The 16,832-nt window shown below is 67.8% G+C and carries 16 protein-coding genes; 4 read left to right on the forward strand and 12 right to left on the reverse strand.

The annotated features are described in order from the left end of the window. Positions 1 to 66 precede the first annotated feature (66 nt). Complete coding sequence (locus OG474_RS02315; RefSeq protein WP_405060489.1) at positions 67 to 894, forward strand: arginase family protein; 828 nt, start codon at positions 67 to 69, stop codon at positions 892 to 894. Here the strand turns inward: OG474_RS02315 and OG474_RS02320 are convergent. Genes OG474_RS02320 through OG474_RS02340 form a run of 5 tightly spaced genes read right to left on the reverse strand, consistent with a single transcriptional unit; the run spans position 887 to position 6,453 of the window. After that, positions 887 to 1,393: a hypothetical protein gene (locus OG474_RS02320; protein WP_405060490.1), complete on the reverse strand. Its 507-nt coding sequence runs from the start codon at positions 1,391 to 1,393 to the stop codon at positions 887 to 889. The two genes, OG474_RS02315 and OG474_RS02320, sit on opposite strands and share 8 nt — an antisense overlap. A gap of 41 nt (positions 1,394 to 1,434) precedes the next feature. Further along, positions 1,435 to 2,496 (reverse strand): DUF2332 domain-containing protein, encoded by a 1,062-nt coding sequence (locus tag OG474_RS02325; protein WP_405060491.1) that lies wholly within the window; start codon positions 2,494 to 2,496, stop codon positions 1,435 to 1,437. A 10-nt stretch (positions 2,497 to 2,506) separates the two neighbouring features. Further along, a complete protein-coding gene (locus tag OG474_RS02330; RefSeq protein WP_405060492.1) occupies positions 2,507 to 4,765 on the reverse strand; it encodes a [protein-PII] uridylyltransferase in 2,259 nt (752 codons plus the stop codon). Beyond that, complete coding sequence (locus OG474_RS02335) at positions 4,766 to 5,104, reverse strand: P-II family nitrogen regulator (protein ID WP_405060493.1); 339 nt, start codon at positions 5,102 to 5,104, stop codon at positions 4,766 to 4,768. After that, positions 5,101 to 6,453 carry an ammonium transporter gene (locus tag OG474_RS02340; RefSeq protein WP_405060494.1) on the reverse strand — a complete coding sequence of 451 codons (1,353 nt, stop codon included), beginning with the start codon at positions 6,451 to 6,453 and terminating at the stop codon, positions 5,101 to 5,103. The genes OG474_RS02335 and OG474_RS02340 overlap by 4 nt, the downstream gene beginning before the upstream one ends. Positions 6,454 to 6,715: 262 nt before the next feature. Between OG474_RS02340 and OG474_RS02345 the strand changes: the two genes are divergently transcribed. Further along, positions 6,716 to 7,333, forward strand: a complete 618-nt coding sequence (locus OG474_RS02345) for a TetR/AcrR family transcriptional regulator (RefSeq protein ID WP_405060495.1) — start codon at positions 6,716 to 6,718, stop codon at positions 7,331 to 7,333. Here the strand turns inward: OG474_RS02345 and OG474_RS02350 are convergent. Genes OG474_RS02350 through OG474_RS02360 form a run of 3 tightly spaced genes read right to left on the reverse strand, consistent with a single transcriptional unit; the run spans position 7,318 to position 8,942 of the window. Then, positions 7,318 to 7,512: a hypothetical protein gene (locus tag OG474_RS02350; protein WP_405060496.1), complete on the reverse strand. Its 195-nt coding sequence runs from the start codon at positions 7,510 to 7,512 to the stop codon at positions 7,318 to 7,320. The two genes, OG474_RS02345 and OG474_RS02350, sit on opposite strands and share 16 nt — an antisense overlap. Beyond that, a complete protein-coding gene (locus OG474_RS02355; protein ID WP_405060497.1) occupies positions 7,509 to 7,943 on the reverse strand; it encodes a sigma factor-like helix-turn-helix DNA-binding protein in 435 nt (144 codons plus the stop codon). The genes OG474_RS02350 and OG474_RS02355 overlap by 4 nt, the downstream gene beginning before the upstream one ends. A gap of 60 nt (positions 7,944 to 8,003) precedes the next feature. Further along, complete coding sequence (locus OG474_RS02360) at positions 8,004 to 8,942, reverse strand: NAD(P)/FAD-dependent oxidoreductase (RefSeq protein ID WP_405060498.1); 939 nt, start codon at positions 8,940 to 8,942, stop codon at positions 8,004 to 8,006. Positions 8,943 to 9,018: 76 nt separating this feature from the next. Between OG474_RS02360 and OG474_RS02365 the strand changes: the two genes are divergently transcribed. Both OG474_RS02365 and OG474_RS02370 read left to right on the forward strand, forming a co-directional pair. After that, entirely contained in the window at positions 9,019 to 9,597 is a 579-nt protein-coding gene (locus tag OG474_RS02365) for a helix-turn-helix domain-containing protein (protein ID WP_405060499.1), read from the forward strand. Between the two features lie 37 nt (positions 9,598 to 9,634). Then, complete coding sequence (locus OG474_RS02370; protein ID WP_405060500.1) at positions 9,635 to 10,594, forward strand: asparaginase; 960 nt, start codon at positions 9,635 to 9,637, stop codon at positions 10,592 to 10,594. Here OG474_RS02370 and OG474_RS02375 read toward each other — a convergent pair. The 4 genes from OG474_RS02375 to cydC all read right to left on the reverse strand — a co-directional run bounded on the left by OG474_RS02375 (position 10,566) and on the right by cydC (position 16,713). Further along, the gene (locus OG474_RS02375; protein ID WP_405060501.1) at positions 10,566 to 11,789 is read right to left on the reverse strand and encodes an RNA polymerase sigma factor; all 1,224 of its coding nucleotides are present in this window, start codon (positions 11,787 to 11,789) and stop codon (positions 10,566 to 10,568) included. The two genes, OG474_RS02370 and OG474_RS02375, sit on opposite strands and share 29 nt — an antisense overlap. Next, positions 11,767 to 12,174 carry a YciI family protein gene (locus tag OG474_RS02380; RefSeq protein WP_405060502.1) on the reverse strand — a complete coding sequence of 136 codons (408 nt, stop codon included), beginning with the start codon at positions 12,172 to 12,174 and terminating at the stop codon, positions 11,767 to 11,769. Before OG474_RS02380 ends, OG474_RS02375 begins: the two co-directional genes overlap by 23 nt. A gap of 588 nt (positions 12,175 to 12,762) precedes the next feature. Then, positions 12,763 to 13,950: a signal recognition particle-docking protein FtsY gene (gene ftsY, locus OG474_RS02385; protein ID WP_405060503.1), complete on the reverse strand. Its 1,188-nt coding sequence runs from the start codon at positions 13,948 to 13,950 to the stop codon at positions 12,763 to 12,765. 1,143 nt (positions 13,951 to 15,093) lie between these two features. Then, on the reverse strand, positions 15,094 to 16,713 hold the full coding sequence (gene cydC / locus OG474_RS02390; RefSeq protein ID WP_405060504.1) for a thiol reductant ABC exporter subunit CydC: 1,620 nt from the start codon (positions 16,711 to 16,713) through the stop codon (positions 15,094 to 15,096). Positions 16,714 to 16,832 lie beyond the last annotated feature (119 nt).

A 16,832-nucleotide genomic window follows, 5' to 3' on the forward strand; every position in this document is an offset into this window, starting at 1 on the left:
GGCATGCGAGTGGGGCGTAGTCGGGTCGTGCTGGACGGGCCATCCAACTTGGGGTTGCGGCCACCGATGGAGGGGACGGTGCCGGGGTGCTACAAGCTCGCGGGGGCGCTGCGGGATCAGGGCATCATCGAGCGCATCGGGGCCGCCGATGCGGGATGCGTGGTGCCGCCTCGGTATGACCGTGGGGACTGGAAGCCCGGGGACGGCGTGTTCAACGCGGGCCCGATGGCGTCGTACAGCGTGCGGCTGGCGGATCGAATCGGCACGCTCGTCGACGACGGCAAGTTCGTCGTACTGCTGGGTGGTGAGTGCAGCAACCTGCTCGGGCCGACCTTGGCTCTGAAGCGGCGCGGCCGGTACGGCGTGGTGTACCTCGACGGGCATTCGGACATGCGGACCGTCGACAACGATGAGTACGTCGGCGCTGCGGGCGGGGAAGCATTGGCGCTGGTGACCGGGCGCGGGCAGGACGACCTGACCGATCTGGAAGGCCTGAAGCCGTACGTGCGCGACACCGACGCCGTCATGCTCGGATACCGCGAAGACGAGTCCTACCTGGAGACGCTCAACGAAGCAGGGATCCCGCACTGGTCAGCCCTGGACGTCATCGCGGACCCATCCGGCGCCGCGACCGGAGTGCTCGACCACCTGGCCGAGCTGGACGGCTTCTGGGTGCACCTCGACGTCGACATCCTGGACGCCGCGATCATGCCGGCCGTGGACAGCCCCGACCCGGGCGGCATCGACCACGACCAACTGCGACAGCTACTGCACCCACTGCTCACGGCGGAGAAATGCATCGGGATCGATATCGGCATCTACGACCCCGACCTCGATCCCGAGCAGGTTTACGCAGCAGAACTTACCGACACCCTGGTCGCAGCACTCAGCTGAACGACACCGGGATGTAGACATCACCGGTGCGGTCGCTCGCCGCGAAGTGGTCGCGGCGGGAGACGATCGCGCAGGTGATGTCGGGGTCGCTGCAGTCGAGGCCCGGGTTGACCTCGGCGATCCGGATCTGGGCGGTGAAGGTCCCGTTGGAGGCGATCGGGTACGACGCGCTGCCGCCGAGGGGGTTGTTGGTCACCCATGCGGACGGGCCGACCGTCGTACCGCCCTGACCGTCGCCGCCTGCGCACGGGCTGGGCTTGGTGCCGTAGCTGTAGTCCGACGGGACCGCGCACAGCGCGACGTAGTAGCCCTGCGCCGGGTTGTAGCCGCTACCGGTGACGGTGATGGTCTCACCAGCCTTGGCCAGGCCGGTGGCGTTCGAGGCGTTCAGGGTCTTGCCGAGATTCGAGGCGCTGCCAGGCGCAGCGGAAGCCGGGGCGACGACGCCGACGGTCAGGGCGACGGCAGCGGTGAGAGTCAGAACGATACGACGCATCATCTGAGCGGGAACTCCCTTGAGATAGGTAAGCCTTACCTAACTTAGGCTAGTCGTTCCTCGACCTCGAAGGGAAGCTCCCAGACCATCCCCTGGCCGTGAGGATCGGCACGTCCGAGCACCCGGCGGACGCCACCCGGCCAGGTCTGCAGCTCGACCAGGAACTCGTCTCCCCACTCACCCGGCGGCTCGAGCCGCAGCCGGGCCAACGGCGTCGACTCCCCCGCCCGCGCCCCGAGCTCAGCCAGCGCCGCGTCCACCGCCGCCTGGTCCTCCGGCGGCAGATAGCCCCACATGATCGAGTGCCACAGCACAGTCACGTGCCCCTCGGACAGCTCCAGCCCGCGGACGAACGACACCGCGTCCTCACGCCGCAGGTCGACCGGCACCTCCTGCGCGATCGCCAGTGCGCCCCGCAACCGCGCCAGCCGCTCCACCTGGTCCGCCCACACGTACGAGGTCAGCGTGCGCGCACCCTCCGCGGTCAGCGGGTTCACCGGTGCCACATCACTACCCACGCGCTCTGCGATCCGCAGCGCCGGCCGCGGCACCTCCCGGCCCGACCACGCCGCCTCGATGACCACCGGGCTGTCCACTGCCCCGTACGACGTTCCGTCCGCCAGGTTGAAGCGGAAGTGGTCAGCACGCAGGTTCAGCCCGGCACTCGAACCGATCTCGCACAGTCGCACCGGCAGCGGGATCTCGTCCACTAGCTGCAGCAGACCGCCGTACAGGGCGACCGAGCGGCGGACCTCGTTGGTCTGCGGCGGCTGCAGCAGTACGGCGCGCAGCTCAGCAGCACGTGACTGCAGCACCTGCTCGAACGCCTCCCAGCCGAGGACCGGGTCCCACTCGCCACCAACGCTCGGATAGAAGCCCGCAAGCTCCGGCGCCTCCCCGGCTAGCACCAGCCGGTGCACTGCGCCCAGCAACGGCAGGACGATGTCCTCGTCGTGGGGATGACCCTCGTAGCTTGCGAGTACGCCGGTGGACGCGCCACCGAGTTCGTAGTCGTCCACCATCCGCCGAATCAGTTCGGCGTACATCGTGGACCCGAGTGCCTCGCACTCGATCGCTTGCTGCTGCAGACCCGCTACGACGCCCATAGCGACGAGATTAGAAGGTCAGGCGATCCAGCACGGTCTTGGCGGTGGTCCGCGCGTCCTCCTCTTCCAGCGGCGAGCCATGGCGATCAGTGAGGTAGAAAACGTCCACACACTCGGCTCCGAGCGTGCTGACGTGTGCAGAGCGGATGTCAGCACCAGTCGCCGCTATGGCCGCGGCGACGTCGTACATGAGTCCTGGCCGGTCGTGAGCACGTACCTGCAGCACAGTCGCGGTCTCCGATGCCCCTGGCAACAGATCGACCCGACTCGCCACCCGGGGAGCGGACGAGTCGCGCGCGGCCAAGCGCCGTACCAGGTCAGTGTTGTCGCGCAGTGCGACCGCAAGCCGGTCCCGCAACCGCACTGGGTCCGGTGCGGAGCCAGCCACCGTCCACTGCGAGATGCCAAGCCCATCAACCGAGCTCACGACCGCAGCACGCACAGACAACCGCTCAACAGCCAGTACGGCGGCCACTGTCGCCAGCGTGCCCACCTGGTCCGGTACGGCGACGCTGACGCGCAAGTCACCATGATGTTCGGTCACGGCCACCCCGAGCTGGCCGATACCGACGATCTGCTGCAGTTCGGGGATCGGAATCGGCGGAGTGTCCGTCCACATCCCTTCACCACCGCCCGACAGCTCACCGCGAACCCGACGACACAGCTCGCCCACCAGCCGCATCCGCCACGGCGACGACGCCGCAGGACCGGCCGCACGAGCATCGGCGTAGGTGAGAGCCTCCAGCAGGTCCAGCGTCTCGGTGTCCCGGACGATCCCCGACACCAGCTCGACCGTCATCGGGTCGTCCAGATCGCGCCGAGTGGCGACCTGCGCCAGCATCAGGTGCTGCCGGACCAACAGGGTGATCGTGTCGGAGTCCGTCTCGTTGAAGCCGATCCGACGTGCGATCCGCGCAGCAATCACCGCACCGGTGACACTGTGGTCGCCGTCGACCGCCTTACCGAGGTCGTGCAGCAGTGCGGCGATCAGGAGCAGGTCAGGTCGCCGTACGTCCCGCACCATCTTGGACGCCTCGACACACGTCTCCAGCAGGTGCCGGTCGACAGTGAAGCGGTGGATCGCCGACTGCGGTGGCCGGAAGCGCACGGTGTCCCACTCCGGCAGGATCCGCGTGATGTAGCCGGCCTGGTCGAGCGCCTCCCACACCTCCAGCAGTCCCTCGCCCGCGCCCAGCAATGCACACAGCAACCGCCGTGCCTCACCAGGCCACGGCTCCGGCAACGCCAGCGCCTTCGCAGCCAGCCGCGTGCACACAGCAGGAGACAGCCCGAGCTCACGATCCGCAGCAACCGCCGCAGCCCGCAGACCCAGTACGGCGTCCCGCTCCGGCCGCGCATCCGGCATCAGCACGACTTCACCTTCGTGCTGGCCGACACCCTCATCAAGTGCCAGCAGCAACGGCCCACCAGTCCGTTGGAACCGCCGGGACCGCGGTGGCCGAGTCAACAGACTCTCCACCCGCCGCCACGACATGTCGCACACATAGGCGAGCGTCCGGCCAGTCGCGTACACGTGTCGCAGCAGCTCGTCCCGACCGTCCAGACCAAGCCCCGCCGCGACCTCACCGGCGACATCGGCAACCAACCGGTCGGTTGCCCGGCCGGCGACCGCATGCAACTCGTCGCGCACATCCAGCAGGTCGCGCCGCACCCGCTCCACCACGGGATGCGGTACGTCGATCAACCACGACGCCACCAACGCACGCAGTACGACGGCATCCCGCAGACCGCCGTACGCTTCCTTCAAGTCCGGCTCGGCCAGATGCGCCAGCTCGCCGACCGACGAGGCCCGGTCACGGCACGCCTGCGCCAACTCGGGCAGTCTGGTCTTCGCCGTACGACGCCAGTCCGCCATCAGCACGGACCGCAGCTCCAGCGTCAGATGCGAGTCCCCCGCGACGTGCCGCGCGTCCAGCAGCCCCAGCGCGACCCGCACGTCGTCGGCCGCCGACGTCCTCGCCTGTGCGACAGTCCGCACGCTGTGGTCCAGCTTGGTCCGCGAGTCCCACAACGGATACCAGATCTGGGCCGCCAACTCGTCCAGCCGCGGGTATCCATCGACATGCAGGAGCATCACGTCGAGATCGCTGTACGGCGAGAGCTCCTCCCGGCCGTAGCCGCCGACAGCGACCAGGGCAACGCCCTCGGTGGGCACACCGAGGGCGTCACAAGCCTTGGAGAGGAGCAGGTACAGCAGCGCGTCGGCCTCCTCGGCCCGGGCGCGCCGCTGTTCTGCCCTGTCAACCATCTAGAGGGCGTCTCCGTCCAGCTCACCTGTGCGGACGCGCACGATCGTCTCGACCGAGGTCACCCAGACCTTGCCGTCGCCGATCTTGCCGGTCTGCGCGGCCTTCACGATCACGTCGACCACGTCGGCGCCGTCACCGTCCTCGACGACCACCTCGAGCCGCACCTTCGGGACCAGGTCCACCTCGTACTCGGCACCCCGGTAGACCTCGGTGTGACCCTTCTGCCGGCCGTAGCCGCTGGCCTCGGAGACCGTCATACCGGTGACGCCGAACGTCTCCAGCGCGTTCCGGACGTCGTCCAGCTTGTGCGGCTTGATCACCGCGGTGATCAGCTTCATGCGTTCGCACCTTCCTTCTCCGAAGTCTCGGTGGACCCATTGTCCGTGCTCGCCGCCACCGGCGCCGGGCGGGCCGACAGCGCGCCCCGCAGACCGGTCGCACTGAGGAAGTCGTACGCCGTCTCCGCGTGCTCGACCTGGTCGACACCGGTGACCTCGTCGTCCTCGGTGAGCCGGAACCCGATCGTCTTGTCGATGATCTTGGCCAGGAGGAACGCGACCACGAAGGAGTAGACGCCGACCACCACGTTCGCCAGTGCCTGCCGGCCGAGCTGACTCGCACCGCCACCGTAGAACAGACCGTCGACCGCCGACGGCGCCGCCGCGGTGCCGAGCAGGCCGATCGCCAGCGAACCGAACAGACCGCCGACCAGGTGCACACCGACCACGTCGAGCGAGTCGTCGAAGCCGAGCTTGTACTTCAGCGAGACCGCGAAGGCGCAGATCGCACCGGCGAACACACCGAGGATGAGCGCGCCGATCGGGCTGACCGCGCCACAGGACGGGGTGATCGCGACCAGACCGGCCACCGCACCCGACGCCAGACCCAGCGTGGTCGCCTTGCCGTGCACGATCCGCTCCACGATCAGCCAGCCGATCACCGCGGCAGCGGTGGCGACCTGCGTGTTCACGAAGGTGACTGCGGCGGTGGTGCCCGCGCTCAGCGCCGAACCGGCGTTGAACCCGAACCAGCCGAACCACAGCAGACCGGCGCCGAGCAGGACCAGCGGCAGGCTGTGCGGCCGCATCGGGTCCTTCTTCCAGCCGATCCGCTTGCCCAGCACGATCGCAAGGGCCAGCGCGGCCGCACCGGCGTTCACGTGCACCGCCGTACCACCGGCGAAGTCGATCGCCTTCAGCTTGTCGCCGATCCAGCCGCCGGCGCCGTCGTCCAGGAACCAGACCGAGTGCGCGACCGGGAAGTAGACCAGGCAGGTCCAGCCGACCACGAACGCGATCCAGCCGCGGAACGTCACCCGGTCGGCGATGGCACCTGAGATCAGCGCCGGGGTGATGATCGCGAACATCAGCTGGAAGGCGACGAAGGCGAGCTCGGGGGTGGTACCGCTGATCGCCTCGGGCGCCATCAGGCCCTTCAGCCCCACCTCGGAGAAGTTCCCGATCACGTGCCCGTTGTCACCGCCGAACGTCAGCGAGTAACCGACCACCACCCACAAAACGGTGACGACCGCGATGGTGATGAAGCTCATCATCATCATGTTCAGCACGCTCTTCACGCGCACCATGCCGCCGTAGAAGAAAGCCAGGCCCGGTGTCATCAGCATCACCAGGGCGGCACTTGCCAAGACCCAGGCGGTATCGCCGGCGTTGATCTCCATCAACGTCATCCCTTCCATGTCATCAGGGGGTGGCCGGCGTCCTCGATCGGGAGAACTCCACAACTCCGGGGAGCCCGCGCCCAGCCACATCGCACACGGTGCCGACACGCGGTTTCAGCCGATCGGTCCGTTTGTTTCCGGCATGTGACAAAGCGGCCGCCCAGGTGACATCGGCGTGACATAGGGGCCTGAGGCCCTCGGTATGGCACTCTGGCCTGGACCACACGGGGCCGCAGCCGCGCCACTGCTCCCGTCCGAAGTAGGGAACGAAATGGAGATCGATCACGGGGTGACGCCGCGCCGCGGCAGACCACGGGACCCGGACGCGGAGCCGAGGATCCGCCAGTACGCCGTGCAGCTGCTGCTGGAACGTGGGTTCGACGGAATGACGGTGGACGACGTCGCGGAGGCCGCGGGAGTCGGCAAAGCGACGATCTACCGGCGGTGGGCGAGCAAAGAGGAGCTCGCCAACGACGCGATGGCCGGCCTGTTCGACATCGAGATTCCCGATGCCGACACGGGCTCACTGGCCGGAGACCTGCGAGAGGTCTACGGCAACGCACTGGCCTTCGTGAACAACCCGGCCGGGGTCGCTCTGATGCGGCTCGGGATCAGTGAGGCGAACCGCGACGAGCGGTCCGCGAAGATCTACCGGCAGTTGATCGATCGCCGGATCGCGCTCACAAAGGCTGCCCTGGAACGCGCCTGGGCCCGCGGTGAGCCGATCAGACGCTCGGCCGATCCGGTCATGATGGTGCAGTGGCTGTCCGGGGTGTTCGTGCTCCGGATCCTGCTGAACGAGCAGATGCCGAAGGTCGAGGACGCCGACCACCTGGTCGAGATCACCTTGCGAGTGATCAGACAACCATCGGCTCAGAACCAGCCGTAGGCGAAGGCCACTGCGACGACCAGCGCGATCCCGACCGCCAGCACCATTCCGACAAGCGCCGTACGGCGTCGGCGGCGTTTGAGGATCACGCCGGTCGTCCAGGCCTTGTCTGCCAGGTTCACATCCGGCAGCTGCTCAGCAACCTGGCCGAGCAGCGGTCCGACGTCCTCGCGCCTCATCTGCTCTCCCCTGCTGTGAGCGCCCTCCGCAGGCGCTCGAACGCGGACAGTCCCTGGGCGTGCACAGCAGTGTGCGACATGGCCAGTACGTCGGCCACCTCGAACTCGGTGAGCTCTTCCAGGTGCAGTAGCACCAGAATGGCTCGCTGGGTCGGTGTGAGGTCGGCCAGAGCCTGTTCGACCGGGTTTTCGCTGTCCGGGAACGGCCGCAGCCGGCTCCAGCGAGTCAGCGCGGGCTGGTAAAGCAAACGCTGGACGAAGACGTCCGGATCGTCCACCTTGGGCCAGTGCAGTGACAGCTGGGTGAAGGCGCGCAACAGAGCGTGCTCGGCCCGTTCCAGCTCTCCGTACACAAGGTACGCAGTACGAAGCCATCTCCCCTGTCGCGCGTCAACGTACGAGGCGAACTCGGGGTCGACCGTGTCCAGCATCCACCCTCCCGAGGCTCTTCTAATACCTTCCCCACCCCACCACCCCGGTCATTCAACCTCTCAACTACCTCGCACGGCGAGAGCCAAACGCGTCTCTTCTGCAATCAGATCCCCGTTGATCGCAGCACCGGCCCGCAACCCCGCACCAGCCGCGTGCAGCACCTGTGCCATCGGGTCGGTCACATTGCCCGCCGCAAAGACTCCCGGGACCACCGTCTCGCCCTTGGCGTCCACCTCAATCGCATCGCCGAACACTGCGCCGAACGCCTCCTGCACAGTCGTCTTGAGACCCAGGTCGACCAGGAAGTCAGCCTTCGCCCGGAGAGTGGTCTGAACCGTGAGAGCCTCGCGCGGGATGACCTTGCCGCTCTCAAGCCGCACACCGGTGAGTTTGCCGGCCACCGCCTCCACAGCCTCGACTTTCCCTTGTACGACGGCGATCTGGCGGGCCGCGAGCTCTTCCCACTGCTGGTCGGTCAGCTCGGGTCCGGTGTGCAGGAACAGCGTGACGTCGTCACTCAGCTGCCGGAACATCTGCGCCTGGTGGACAGCCATCGGGCTGGTAGCCAGCACACCGATCGCCTGGTCCCGTACCTCCCAGCCGTGGCAGTACGGGCAGTGCAGCACGTCCTTGCCCCAGTGCTCAGCCAGACCGGCCACCTCAGGCAGTACGTCGGTCAGACCGCTCGTGACGAGGATCCGTCGCCCCTGGTACGTCGTACCGTCCGCCAGCTCGACTGTGAACACGTCACCCGGGCGGACCGCAGTCACCGTGCCATCGGCGAACTGACCGCCGTACCCGGCGACCTCTTCCCGGCCGATCGCGTAGATCTCGCTCGGCGGTGTGCCGTCGCGGGTCAGGAAGTTCTGCACATGTCCCGCCGGGGCGTTCCGCGGCCGGCCGTCGTCGATCACCAGCACCGACCGGCGCGACCGCACCAGCGCGAGCGCCCCACTCAGCCCGGCCGCGCCGCCACCGATCACGATCACGTCATACATAGTCAAAGCTCCTCTCGTTACCCAAAGCATCCGCAGCCTTCTCGTTTTCGACAACAATCTTTGCCAGAATGGCAAGATGGAAGCCTTCGAGGATGTCCTGGAAGCAGTGGGCCCACGGTTGAAGACGCTGCGGGTCGAGCGCGGTACGACGCTGGCGCAGTTGTCGGAGTCGACCGGGATCTCGATCAGCACGCTGTCGCGGCTGGAGTCCGGGCAGCGCAAGCCGACGCTGGAGTTGTTGTTGCCGTTGGCACGGGCTCACCAGGTGCAGCTGGACGAGCTGGTGGACGCACCCACCACCGGCGACCCACGCGTCCACTTCAAGCCGGTCAAGCACCATGGCGGCGCGACCATCATTCCGCTCAGCAAGCGGCCCGGCGGCCTCCAGGCGTACAAGCAGATCGTGCCGGAAGGCTGGCCGGGCGGAGAGGTCGCACAGAAGACGCATGAGGGCTACGACTGGGTCTATGTGCTGTCCGGGAAGCTCCGGATCGTGCTCGGCGACAACGACTTCATCCTGGCCGCCGGAGAGGTCGCCGAGTTCGACACCCGAGTGCCGCACTGGTTCGGCAACGCCGCATCCGGACCGACCGAGCTGCTGTGTCTCTACGGCCCGCAGGGGGAACGGATGCACGTGAGGGCACGCACCCGCTAATCTTCGGCGGTCGGTCCGGACTGTTGAGGAGCTGGTAGTGAGCGTCGCGTTGTTCACCTTGGGCGGCACCATCGCGATGGCCGGTAGCCACCGCCTGACCGGAGCGGATCTGACGGCGGCTGTGCCCGGGCTGTCCGAGCTGGGGCAGCCAGTAGAGATCCAGGACATCGAGAAGGTCCCCAGCGCCAACCTGACCGCAGCGAAGATGCTTGAGGTTGTGGACGCCGCATCGAAGGCAGTCGCCGCCGGTGCGACCGGTGTGGTCGTCACTCAAGGCACGGACACGCTCGAGGAGACATCCTTCCTGGTGGACCAGGTGTGGCCGCACTCGCAGCCGTTCGTACTGACCGGAGCCATGCGCAACCCAACCCTCGCCGGACCGGACGGACCAGCCAACATACTGGCCGCATGCCGAGTTGCCTGCTCCCCCGCAGCCCGTGACCTCGGCGCACTCGTGGTGTTCAAGGAAGAGATCCACGCGGCACGGTGGGTGCGCAAGACCCACAGCACCAGTACGGCGACCTTCGTGTCGCCCAACGTCGGTCCGATCGGCCACGTGGTCGAGGACCAGGTCCGCATCCTCGCCCGCCCCGCTCGACTCGACGGTGTCCAGGGCAGCGCCGAGCCCGCCGGCTTGGACGCCAACCAGGTAGCGCTCTACACGCTGACCATGGACGACGACGGCCTGCTGCTGAAGGGACTGGCCGACACTCACCAGGGTCTGGTGGTGGCTGGGTTCGGCGCGGGACATGTCCCCGCCGTACTCGCTCCGGTGCTCGGTGAGCTCGCTGCGGCGATGCCCGTCGTACTGACATCGCGCACTGGTGGTGGGTCGATCGTGCGGAACACCTACAACGCCGCGGGCTCGGAGATCGACCTGCTGCAGCGCGGTCTGATCGACGGTGGCTTCCTCGACCCCTACAAGGCGCGGGTGCTCCTACGGTTGCTGCTGGCAACCGATGAGGACATCAGTGCGGCGTTTGCCCAGTACCAGTGAGCGCAGCGGCCTTCTTCAGCAGATAGTCGCGCTCAGGCAGGCTCGTCGTACCGCGGGCTGCTTCCCGGAAGTACTCCGCCGCAGTGTCGTGGTCGCCGCGCATCTCGTGGAGATGCCCGCGCGTCGCGTCCAGCCGGTGGTTGCCGCTCAGCTCGTCGTCCAGCGGCTCCAACAGCTTGAGCCCTTCATCGGGGCCGCTGACCATGGCGACCGCGATGGCACGGTTGAGCTTCACCATCGGGTTGCCGGACAGGTCCTCGAGTAGTCCGTAGAGGGCGAAGATCTGCGGCCAGTCGGTGTCGTCAGCGTGCGCAACCTCGTCATGGAGCGCAGCGATCGCGGCCTGCAGCTGGTACTCACCCAGTGGTGGAGTGTGGAACGCCTTGACCGCCAGCTCGACGCCTTCGGTGATGTAGTCGGCGTTCCAGAGCATCCGGTCCTGGTCGGCGAGTGGAATGAGCTCTCCGCCGCTACCGGTCCGTGCTGCTCGCCGGGCGTCGGTCAACAGCATCAGTGCCAGCAGACCGGTGACCTGACCGTCCTCCAGCTGTGCGTGCACTGCACGAGTCAACCGGATCGCCTCGCTGGCCAGGTCGCTCCGCTGCAGCTCTGCACCGCTACTGCTCGCATAGCCCTCGTTGAACATCAGATAGAGCACATGCAGCACGTTGCGCAGCCGATCCGCATCGGCGGTCAGCTCGAAGGTCGCACCCTTGAGCTTGCTCTTCGCCCGGCTGATCCGCTGCGCCATCGTTGCCTCAGGCACCAAGTACGCCGTGGCGATCTCGGCCGTGGTGAGCCCACCGACCGCCCGCAGCGTGAGCGCGATGGCCGAGGCCGGCGTCAGCCCCGGGTGGCAGCACAGAAACAGCAGCCGGAGCGTGTCGTCGTACTCCTCGACCTCCTCCGGCGGAAGCTCCCGCAGCGCCGCGTGCTCTTCCCGGCGCCGCCGAGCCTGAGCCTGCCGGATCTCGTCGATAAACCGTCTCGACGCCGTCTGGATCAGCCAGGCCTTCGGATTGTCCGGCTGCCCGTCCCGCGGCCACGTGGTCGCGGCCGCAAGCAAAGCCTCCTGTACGGCGTCCTCAGCCGCCGCGAAGTCGCCCGACCGCCGAACGACCGCCCCGAGGACCTGCGGCGTCAGCTCACGCAGCAGGTCCTCGAGGTGGTGGTCAGATGTCCCAGAAGTCTGCATCCGAACCCATCAGTCGGCGAACCTCGATCGGCTGCTCGATCGGCACACCGCCAGGCCCAGGCGCACTGGACTGCTCAGCGGCAATCTCGAGCGCCCGCTCCTCCGACTCGACGTCGATCAACGTGTACCCGGCCAGGATCTCCTTGGCCTCGGCATACGGCCCATCCGTGATCACCGGCGCACTGACACTCGCGGCCCGCACCACCTTGGCGTGCTTCGGCCACGTCAGCCCCTGCACCTCCACCAGCTCACCACGCTCCCGGAGCCGATCCAGAGTCGCGTTCAGGTGATCCAGGTGAGCCTGCCGGTCCGCCTCGTCCCACTCGTGCATCGTTGTCTCAGCCGTGCCGCCGTCATGGTTCATCAGCAACAAAAACTTCGTCATCTCAAGTCCTCCTAGTTTCGCTTCTTTCCCGGAAGACGAAGCCAAACCCCGACCCTCGACATGCTACGCACCCCAACCCTCCCCCACCCCCCACCCCCAAAGACCAGCCCCCCGTTCCTCACCACCCCCGCCGCCGTTTGCACACCCCCTCATCCGTGGGCCCCCACCACCCAGATCCGGCCCGCAGAAGTGGTCGGTGGGTACCCAAAGCCCGACCTCGCACCCAAAGAGCAGCCCACCCACCTTTGAGCGCCGAGCGCATCCTTGGGCGCAAAGCGCATCCTTGGGCACAGAGCCCATCTTTGTGCACCCACCAACCAAATCCGGACCACAGAAATGATCGGTGGATACACAAAGATCGACCTCGCGCCCAAAGAGAAGCCCACCCACCTTTGAGCACCGAGCGCATCCTTGGGCGCGGGGGCATCTTTGGGTATCCACCAACCGGATTTGGGGCGCGGAAGTGGTTGGTGGGTTCACAAAGATGGAACTCGCGCCCAAAGAGAAGGCGACCTACCTTTGGGGGAGGGAGGGAGGGGGGAGGCGGGCGGTGTTGGGGGCGCGCGATTGTTTGGGGGGCGGCTCGGGTCAGTCGAGGAGGGCGTCTACGAACTGTTCCGGGTCGAAGGGGGCCAGGTCGTCGGCACCTTCGCCGAGGCCGACGAGCTTGACCGGTACGCCGAGTTCGCGCTGGACCGCGATCACGATGCCGCCCTTCGCCGTACCGTCCAGTTTGGTCAGCACGAGCCCGGTCACATTGATGACGTCGGCGAAGACGCGGGCCTGGGTGAGGCCGTTCTGGCCGGTGGTGGCGTCGATGACGAGCAGGACCTCGTCGACCTCGGCCGACTTCTCGATCACGCGCTTCACCTTGCCGAGCTCGTCCATCAAGCCGGTCTTGGTGTGCAGCCGCCCGGCCGTGTCGATCAGGACGACGTCCGCTTCCTCAGCGATGCCTTGCTTGACCGCGTCGAACGCGATGCTGGCCGGGTCGCCTCCCTCCGGCCCGCGCACGGTCCGCGCGCCGACCCGCTCACCCCAGGTCTGCAGCTGGTCCGCAGCCGCGGCGCGGAACGTGTCCGCAGCACCCAGTACGACGTGCTTGTCCTCAGCGACCAACACCCGGGCGAGCCGACCGACAGTCGTGGTCTTGCCAGTGCCGTTGACGCCGACAACCAGGACGACGGCCGGCTGGGTCTCCTTGCGCGTCACCGCGAGCGAACGGTCCATCGCCGGGTTCACCAGCGCGATCAGCTCCTCGCGGAGGATCTCGCGCGCCTGCGCCGGACCGACGCCCTCGACCCGCATCCGCGTCCGCAGCTTCTCCACCAACTCCTGGGTGGGCGTCACGCCGACGTCAGCGGTGATGAGGGTGGTCTCGATGTCCTCCCACGCCTCCTCGTCGAGCTTGTCGCGCGACAGCAGCGCAAGCAGCCCCTTACCGAGGGAACCCTGCGAGCGAGCCAACCGGGCCCGCAGCCGAACCAACCGCCCCTGCGCCGACTCGGGCTTCTCCAACTCCTGAGCCGGGGCCTCGGCCGGCAGCTCAGTGTCCTCGAGCGTGCGCGTCGGCGTATCCCGCGGCGTCTCGGCGTCCTCACCAACCTTCGGCTCCGCCGTCTCCAGCGGCGCCGGGCGATCCGCCTGGGGCAACGCGGAGCGACGACGCCGGGTCACGACGAGTCCGGCCGCGCCGCCCAGCACCACCACCGCGACAACGATGATCGCGATCAAGACCTGGTCAGTCAGCAAGGTGACAAGCTCTGGGGTCAACACGGTTACTCATCTTGGCAGACACCCGGCCCGCCCCCCGCATCAATCACGCCAACACCCGCCCGATGCGCCATCCATCACGCCACACGCACGACACTCCCCGCGCATTGCTCGCCACAGAGAGCGCATCTCCCGTCGCGTTCCGTGAGCGGACGCCGTAGCTCGCGTTGGCTGATGCAGCGGCCGCCCGCCTGGAGCACAGCAGATGGAGCCAAAGCCGTGAGCGAAGCACTCGGGCTCGTCGCCAAGCAGTCGCGACGGGTCAGCCATCAGGCCACCTCGTCGTCGGGAGCAACCACCCTCGTCAGCCACAGGCGAGGGGACCCGCGGTCACCGACCGAACCACCCCGCCCAGCCGCGGCTAATGCGTCTTTGCGGCGATCCGCTGCCACTGGGTGACAGCAGATCCCCGCAAAGGCGGCCGGTGTGCCCCCGATTCGCGCCGCACCGGACAGGCCGGACACGAACGCGGTGGCTGGTCGCCGCAGCGGCCGATTTACTGAAGTACTAGGTGGGCGTCGCCTGTGGCTGAGGGGGGATGGCGAGGCCGGCGATCGCGTGCCCGCCGCCTGAGCTTCCGGGCTCCGGTTGCGGCCAACGAGTTGAGGTCGTCTGAAGGTGCCGGTTGCGAGATTCACGGAGTCCTACTGCCGCTCCGTGACAGTAGAAACTCCGTGAACCTGCTGATGGACCCGCGAATCGCGCCTCTGCGGGGATCTACTGCCGCTCAGAGGCAGCAGATCCCCGCAAACCGCGAAAACCACCGCAAACGAGCCACTCAACAGGCCTCCTGATCGCCGACGGCAACCGAAGCTCAGAAGCTCAGGCAACGGGAAGCTCGATCACCGGCCGCACCATCCGGCCCAGCCAGAGACTGCCCCAGCCACCCGTCTCTGTAAAACCGGCCGCAGCGGCGAGCAACCACCGCGTACGCCGCCGGCCGAATCCGAGCGGTCGGATGGGACGAGCGCATTCGGGGAGGCGGGGTTCCTGGCTAGGCGAAGCGCTCAGCCACCCCGCGACGGATCACCCACCAGACCCCACCACTAGCCCGTGGCGGTTAGCGTCCGAAAACACGCCGACCACGCACTCGACCACGTCCTCGGATCCTTCGGACGTTAGTGCGGGCGGCCAGCGGGGCGGCGCTTAGGGGAGGTGGACGGCTTGGCGGCGGGCGTGGGCGGGGGCTAGGTCGGGCCGGTGCGTCAGTAGGACGACTGTCCGCTTGCCTGCGGCTTCGAAGAGGTCGGTCAGCAGGGCCCGGCCGGTCTCCTCGTCGAGGTGCTCAGTGGGCTCGTCCAGCACGAGTACGTCGCGGTCCGCGAGCAGCAGACGCGCGAACGCGAGCCGCTGCCGCTCACCCCCGGACAGTCGAGCCCCGTGCTCGCCGACCATCGTGTCCAGCCCGTCCGGTAGGCCCTCGACGAACACCCCGAGGCGAGCGAGGTACAGCGCGCGCCACAGCCGCAGGTCGCTCGCACCAGGCTGAGCGAGCAGCAGGTTCTCCCGGATGGTCGTGTCGAACACGTGGCTCTCCTGCGTCAGCAGCCCGACGACCGACCGCACCTGATCACCCTCGATGCTCGCCAGATCCACACCGTCCATCAGGACCTCACCACCGCGAGGCTCCAGGAAGCGAAGCAGCACCGCCGCCAGCGTGCTCTTCCCCGATCCACTCGGCCCGGTGATCACCACCCGGCTCCCGGCCGGCAGCTCCAGACTGAGCCCATCCAGTACGTCGTCGCCGTCGTACCCGACGCGCAAGTGCTTCACCTCCAAATCACGCCCCCGCGGGAACGGCAGCGCGACCGAGGGTTCGCGCACCGGCTCTGGCGCATCAACCAACTCCTGGACTCGACCCAGCGCTGCCCGGACCCGGATCGCGAGCTGCGCGGCGGCCGGGATTCCGCCGAGGACGTCGGCCAGGGCGAGCGGAGTAAGGACGAGTACGGCGAACACCGCGCCGGTGATATTCGCCGTACTGCCCAGCACCAGCCCCGCAACACTCGCGCCACCCACGCACAGCACCAGGAGCGCACCGCCGAGCCCAGCACTCCAGGCCGAACGGCGCTCCGCCGCCGCCAGCCGGTCATCGCTCGCACTGAACGCAGCCATCACCTCGTCGACCGCGTTGAACGCGACGATGTCGCCTGCAGTCAACAGAGTCTCAGTGGCTGCAGCAGCCACGTCACCACGCTCTCCGGTCAACCTGCGCTCCGCCCGCGCGGCCGTCTTCGCCGTCAGCCAGGGAACGAGAGTGCAGGCGATCAACACCGCAGCTGCGACGGCTGCACCGGCTACCGGGAGCAGCAGCACCAACAAAGCAACAGTCGCAGTGGCGGTCACCATGGCGACCGCCGCTGGCAGCAGCACGCGCAACCACAGGTCGAGCACCGCATCCACGTCCAGCACCAGCCGGGCCAGCAGGTCACCCTGCCGACGGCCGCTCAATCCACCTGGCGCGATCCGCTCCAGCCGACCGGTGATCCGAGCCCGGGTCTCCCCCAACACCCGGTACGCCGCGTCGTGGCCAGCGAGCCGCTCGACGTACCGGAAAACGCCACGACCAACACCGAATGCGCGCACCGCCACGATCGGCACCAACAGGATCAGCACCGGCGGCTGAGCCGCGGCCGTGGTGATCAGCCAAGCCGAGGTCGCCAGCAACGCCACCGCAGACCCCGACGCCGCCACCCCCGCGACCAGCGCAAGCACCAACCGCCACCACACCCGCCGCTCCGGCCGCACCAACCCCCAGCTACTCATCCCAACCCCACCTCTCGGCTCCCACCACACAAGCGACCAGACCCACCGCAGTCACGCTCATCCCCCACACCAACCCTCGGCCCCCACCAGGCAGGCGATCAGACCGCACGGCTATGGCG

The organism is Kribbella sp. NBC_01505 (assembly GCF_045040285.1).
Taxonomy (GTDB): domain Bacteria; phylum Actinomycetota; class Actinomycetes; order Propionibacteriales; family Kribbellaceae; genus Kribbella.